General features: G+C 64.1%; 4 protein-coding genes and 2 pseudogenes. All 6 read left to right on the top strand.

The features are described from left to right. Window positions 1-116: 116 nt before the first annotated feature. Window positions 117-383, top strand: coding sequence for a phosphopantetheine-binding protein (locus HLUSI_RS0100050; RefSeq protein ID WP_016832011.1), 267 nt, complete (start codon window positions 117-119; stop codon window positions 381-383). A 10-nt stretch (window positions 384-393) separates the two neighbouring features. Continuing rightward, window positions 394-615: pseudogene (locus HLUSI_RS34580) on the top strand (acyl carrier protein); the annotation flags it as partial. 39 nt (window positions 616-654) lie between these two features. Further along, a complete protein-coding gene (locus HLUSI_RS0100045) occupies window positions 655-1,212 on the top strand; it encodes a COG4648 family protein (protein ID WP_029362941.1) in 558 nt (185 codons plus the stop codon). Then, window positions 1,205-3,007: an AMP-binding protein gene (locus HLUSI_RS0100040; RefSeq protein ID WP_016832009.1), complete on the top strand. Its 1,803-nt coding sequence runs from the start codon at window positions 1,205-1,207 to the stop codon at window positions 3,005-3,007. Before HLUSI_RS0100045 ends, HLUSI_RS0100040 begins: the two co-directional genes overlap by 8 nt. Next, a complete protein-coding gene (locus tag HLUSI_RS0100035; protein ID WP_016832008.1) occupies window positions 3,004-3,759 on the top strand; it encodes a glycosyltransferase family 2 protein in 756 nt (251 codons plus the stop codon). Before HLUSI_RS0100040 ends, HLUSI_RS0100035 begins: the two co-directional genes overlap by 4 nt. Continuing rightward, window positions 3,756-4,401, top strand: a pseudogene (locus tag HLUSI_RS0100030) (LpxL/LpxP family acyltransferase); the annotation flags it as partial. The gene HLUSI_RS0100035 and the pseudogene HLUSI_RS0100030, both read left to right, overlap by 4 nt.

Raw genomic sequence — 4,401 nt, 5'->3', positions numbered from 1 at the left:
AGGATATCGATATCCGCGATATTCCCGGAGTGACCGGCGATGCCTGCAATCCCACCCTCGCCGCGCGCCAGCTTACGTATTACCTGCAAAACTATTTCATGAAAGAAAGCTAGGCGATGCCAAGTCTTGACCTTGACCAAGAAATCAAAGAACTCATCATCGACGTTCTGCAACTGGAAGACATCCGTCCCGCCGACATCGACGCCGCCGCCCCCTTGTTCGGCGACGGTCTCGGGCTGGATTCGATTGACGCGCTGGAGCTCGGCGTCGCGCTGCAAAAGCGCTACGGCGTCGCCCTCTCCGCGAACTCGGAAGAAACCCGCAAGCACTTTGCCTCGGTGCAATCGCTTGCCGCCCTGATTGCCAGCCATCGCCAACAATAAACGAATCATCATGACCACCTTAGCGCCCTCCATGACCAAGGACCAGATCTCCATCTGGATCGTCGACATGCTGCACGAGATGTTTGAGCTCGACAAAGCGAAGATCACGCCGCAATCCAATCTGTATTCCGATCTCGACATCGACAGCATCGACGCCGTCGACATCGTGGTCAAGCTGAACCAGATGACCGGCAAGCGGATACAGCCCGACGTGTTTCGCACCGTGCGCACCTGGCGAAGCTGCTGCAGGCGGACGATGTCAACAAGATTGATGAAAAGGCCTGATCTCGCCCAGGTCCTGACCACACTGGTCGTCCTGGTCTATCCGCTGCTGGTCTGGTACGCCCACGGCAAGATCGAACCGCGCCAGCTTGCGCTGGTGCTGCTGGGCGTGGCCGCGCTGCGCCTGCTGAGCTTCAGGATGGGCCAGCGCTATCGCTGGATGAGTCTGGCGGCACTGCTGCTGGCGGCGCCGGCCTTGTTCTGGAACGCTCTGCTGCCGCTCAAGCTTTACCCGGTCGCCATCAGCATCGGCATGTTGGCCCTGTTCGGCGCCAGCTTGCTGCGTCCGCCATCGATCATCGAACGCTTCGCACGCATCCAGGATCCCGATCTGCCGGCCTTCGCCGTCGCCTACACGCGCCGCGTGACCCAGGTCTGGTGCCTGTTCTTTGCATTCAACGGCGGTATTGCTTTCGCCACGGCGGTGTGGGCGTCGGAAGCTGTCTGGTCGCTGTACACCGGACTGATTTCCTATGTGTTCATGGGCGCACTGTTTGCCGGCGAATATCTGGTCCGGCTCTATGTCAGGCGTCAACACCATGCCTGATTTCATCGACGTACCGGCACTGCCGCTGGCTGCACGCGCTGACAGCCATGTGACCGGCTGGCGCGATGGCGAAGCCGTCACGCACGCCCAATTCATCCAGGAAACTGCCGGCTGGCGACAATTGCTGTTGCGCCGGCCCGGCATGCGATTCGCGCTGTACCTGCAGGACACGATCTCCTTCGCCGCTGCGCTGTTTGGCGCTTGGCAGGCCGGCAAAACCATCTATCTGCCCAGCGACACGCTGGCCGAAACCTGCAAGGCGCTGGCGCTGGAAGTCGACGGTTTCATCGGCGAATTCGATGCGGCGTTGCAACCGCTGCAACCATCGTCTGCGCCCGCTGTCGCTGACAAGGCCGGCACGCCGCAGCCACTCGACGGCGACGCTCCGGCCCTGGTGGTCTACACCTCCGGCAGCACCGGCACGGCGCAGGCCATCCCGAAAAAACTGTCGCAACTGTCCACCGAAGTCGCCACGCTGGAGGCGCTGTTCGGCGCGCAGGCAGGCGCGGCCGACATCGTCTCCACGGTCTCTCACCAGCACATCTACGGCTTGCTGTTCAAGGTATTGTGGCCGCTCGCCGCCGGTCGCGCGATCCATGCGCGCAGCGCGTTCTTCCCGGAAGACCTGGCCGCCATCGCGCCGCAGCGTCCCTGGCTGCTGCTGTCCAGTCCGGCGCACCTGAAGCGCCTGCCCGACAGCCCGGTGCGGCCGGATGTCTCGCGACTGCAAGCGATCTTCTCATCCGGCGGACCGCTGCTGCCCGACGTGGCGGCGGCGACGCAGCAACTGCTCGGCCATCGTCCGATCGAAATCTACGGCAGCTCGGAAACCGGCGGCATCGCCTGGCGTCAGCCACAGGAGCTTGCCGGGACTGCCCGCGACGACAGCTGGCGGCCGATGCGGCGCGTTGAGGTGCGACTCAACAGCGAACACGATTGCCTCGAAGTGCGCTCGCCGCATTTGCCGGACGACCATTGGCTGCGCATGGCGGATCGCGTTGAGTTCACCAGCGAGCAAAACCCGGCGCAAGGTTTTTACCTGCGCGGCCGCGCCGACCGCATCGTCAAGCTGGAAGAAAAGCGCATCTCGCTGGACCAGATCGAGCGGCTGCTGCTGGCCTCGCCGCTGACGGCGGAAGTGCGCGTGCTGGTTCACCAGGAACTGCCGTCGTCGTCATCTTCGTCCTCGCGGCGCGAACGCATCGCCGCCTTTGTGGTGCCGACCGACGCCGGGCGCGCCGTACTCGAACAGCAAGGCAAGCTGGCGCTCAACACGCAGTTGCGCGCGGTCCTGGCCGACGCCATCGAAAGCGTGGCGCTGCCGCGTCTGTGGCGTTACCTCGACGCCCTGCCCGCCAACACGCAAGGCAAGACCACCGTGGCGGCACTAACCGCATTGCTCGAACAAACTCCGGCTAAAGCTGCAGCTACAGTGTCGACCAGCCGTCCTCGATGGCCCGAACAAACCGTACTGCAACGCGACGACCGCAGCGTGGTGCTGCAATTGCACGTGCCGCCGGACCTGCTGTATTTCGACGGCCATTTCCCCGAGGCGCCGATCCTGCCCGGCGTGGTCCAGGTCGACTGGGCGCTGGCATTGGGACGGCAATACTTCGACTTGCCCGCACACTTCCGCGCCTTGCAAGCCCTTAAATTCCAGCGCGTCGTCACGCCCGGCGCGACGCTGACGCTGGAGCTCGAAAACGATACGCAGAAAAACCTCCTGGCGTTCCGCCTGCATTCGGCCGGCGGCCAGCACGCCAGCGGCCGCATCCTGTTCGGCGAGGCGACATGAAGACCGGCGTCGTGATCCCCGTCTACAACCATGAGCTCGCCATTCCCGCCGTGCTGGCGGCAGTGCTGTTGCATGGGCTCCATTGCATACTGGTGGACGACGGCAGCAACGCCGCCTGCGCCGCCGTGCTGGACCGGCTGGCCGCCGAACATCCCCGGCGCGTGACGCTGCTGCGCCATGCCATGAACCGCGGCAAGGGCGACGCCGTCCTCACCGGCTTGCATCACCTCGCGCAGCATGGCTACAGCCATGCGCTGCAGATCGACGCTGACGGCCAGCATGATGCCGCCGACATCACCCGCTTCATTGCGCTGTCCGCACGCCATCCGCAAGCAGTCATCAACGGCTGCCCGATCTACGACGACAGCGTGCCCAAGGGACGCCTGTACGCGCGCTACCTGACGCACGTATGGGTCTGGATCAATACCCTGTCGTTCGACATCCGCGATTCGATGTGCGGCTTCCGCCTGTATCCGCTGGCGGCGGTCACGGCATTGACGTCGGTGCAGAAAATCGGCTGCCGCATGGACTTCGACACCGAAATCCTGGTCCGCCTGCACTGGCGCGGAGTGTCCGTGATCAACCTGCCCACGCGCGTGCGCTATCCCAGCGACGGCGTTTCGCATTTCAGGCTGTGGCTCGACAACGTGCTGATTTCTCGCATGCATACGGTGCTGTTCTTCGGCATGCTGTGGCGCTCGCCGCTGCTGCTCATCCGCAAGTTGGGCAAGCTGCGGAGGAATGCCGCATGAGCGAGGCGATGAAGCCGTCAGCCGCAGTCAAAGCTGCCGATGAAGCCAAATCCGGCCGCCACTGGGCGCACATCAACGAAGTCAGCTTCGTCGGCGGCATGCGCCTGCTGTTCGTGGTCTACCGCCTCTTCGGACGCTGGCCGTTCCGCCTGATGCTGTATCCGGTGCTGTGCTGGTACATCGCCGTCAATGGTCCGGCCCGCTGTGCTTCGCGCCGTTTCCTCGAGCAGGTCCGGCGCTATCGCCCGGACTTGCCGCTGCGGACCGGCATCGCCGGGGTCTTGCGTCACTTCGCCGCATTCGGGGAAAGCCTGCTCGACAAGATGCTGCTGTGGGGCGGCCTGTTCCCGCTGGATAAAGTCACCGTCAGCGGCGGCGAGATCGTCACCGACGCCGTCGCCGCCAAGCGTGGCGGCCTGCTGATCTGTACGCATCTCGGCAACCTGGAACTGTGCCGCGTGGCCGGCCGCAATCATCCCGAACTGAAACTGACCGTTCTGGTCCATACCAAGCATGCGCAGGCGTTCAACCGGATGCTGGCGCAACTCGATCCGCGCAGCCAGCTCGACCTGATCCAGGTGACCGAGATGACGCCCGCCACGGCGGTGCTGCTGGCCGAAAAAGTCGCACGCGGCGAGTTCG

This window comes from Herbaspirillum lusitanum P6-12, from assembly GCF_000256565.1.
Taxonomy (GTDB): domain Bacteria; phylum Pseudomonadota; class Gammaproteobacteria; order Burkholderiales; family Burkholderiaceae_D; genus Herbaspirillum; species Herbaspirillum lusitanum.
Note: the sequence above shows the minus strand (reverse complement) of the source record. Positions and strands in the feature narration are given on the sequence as shown.

What these genes read in the sequence shown, in the direction of transcription:
- HLUSI_RS0100040 (WP_016832009.1), top strand. Translation starts at nt 1,205, where the DNA reads ATGCCTGATTTCATCGACGTACCGGCACTGCCGCTGGCTGCACGCGCT.
- HLUSI_RS0100035 (WP_016832008.1), top strand. Translation starts at nt 3,004, where the DNA reads ATGAAGACCGGCGTCGTGATCCCCGTCTACAACCATGAGCTCGCCATT.
- HLUSI_RS0100050 (WP_016832011.1), top strand. Translation starts at nt 117, where the DNA reads ATGCCAAGTCTTGACCTTGACCAAGAAATCAAAGAACTCATCATCGAC.
- HLUSI_RS0100045 (WP_029362941.1), top strand. Translation starts at nt 655, where the DNA reads ATGAAAAGGCCTGATCTCGCCCAGGTCCTGACCACACTGGTCGTCCTG.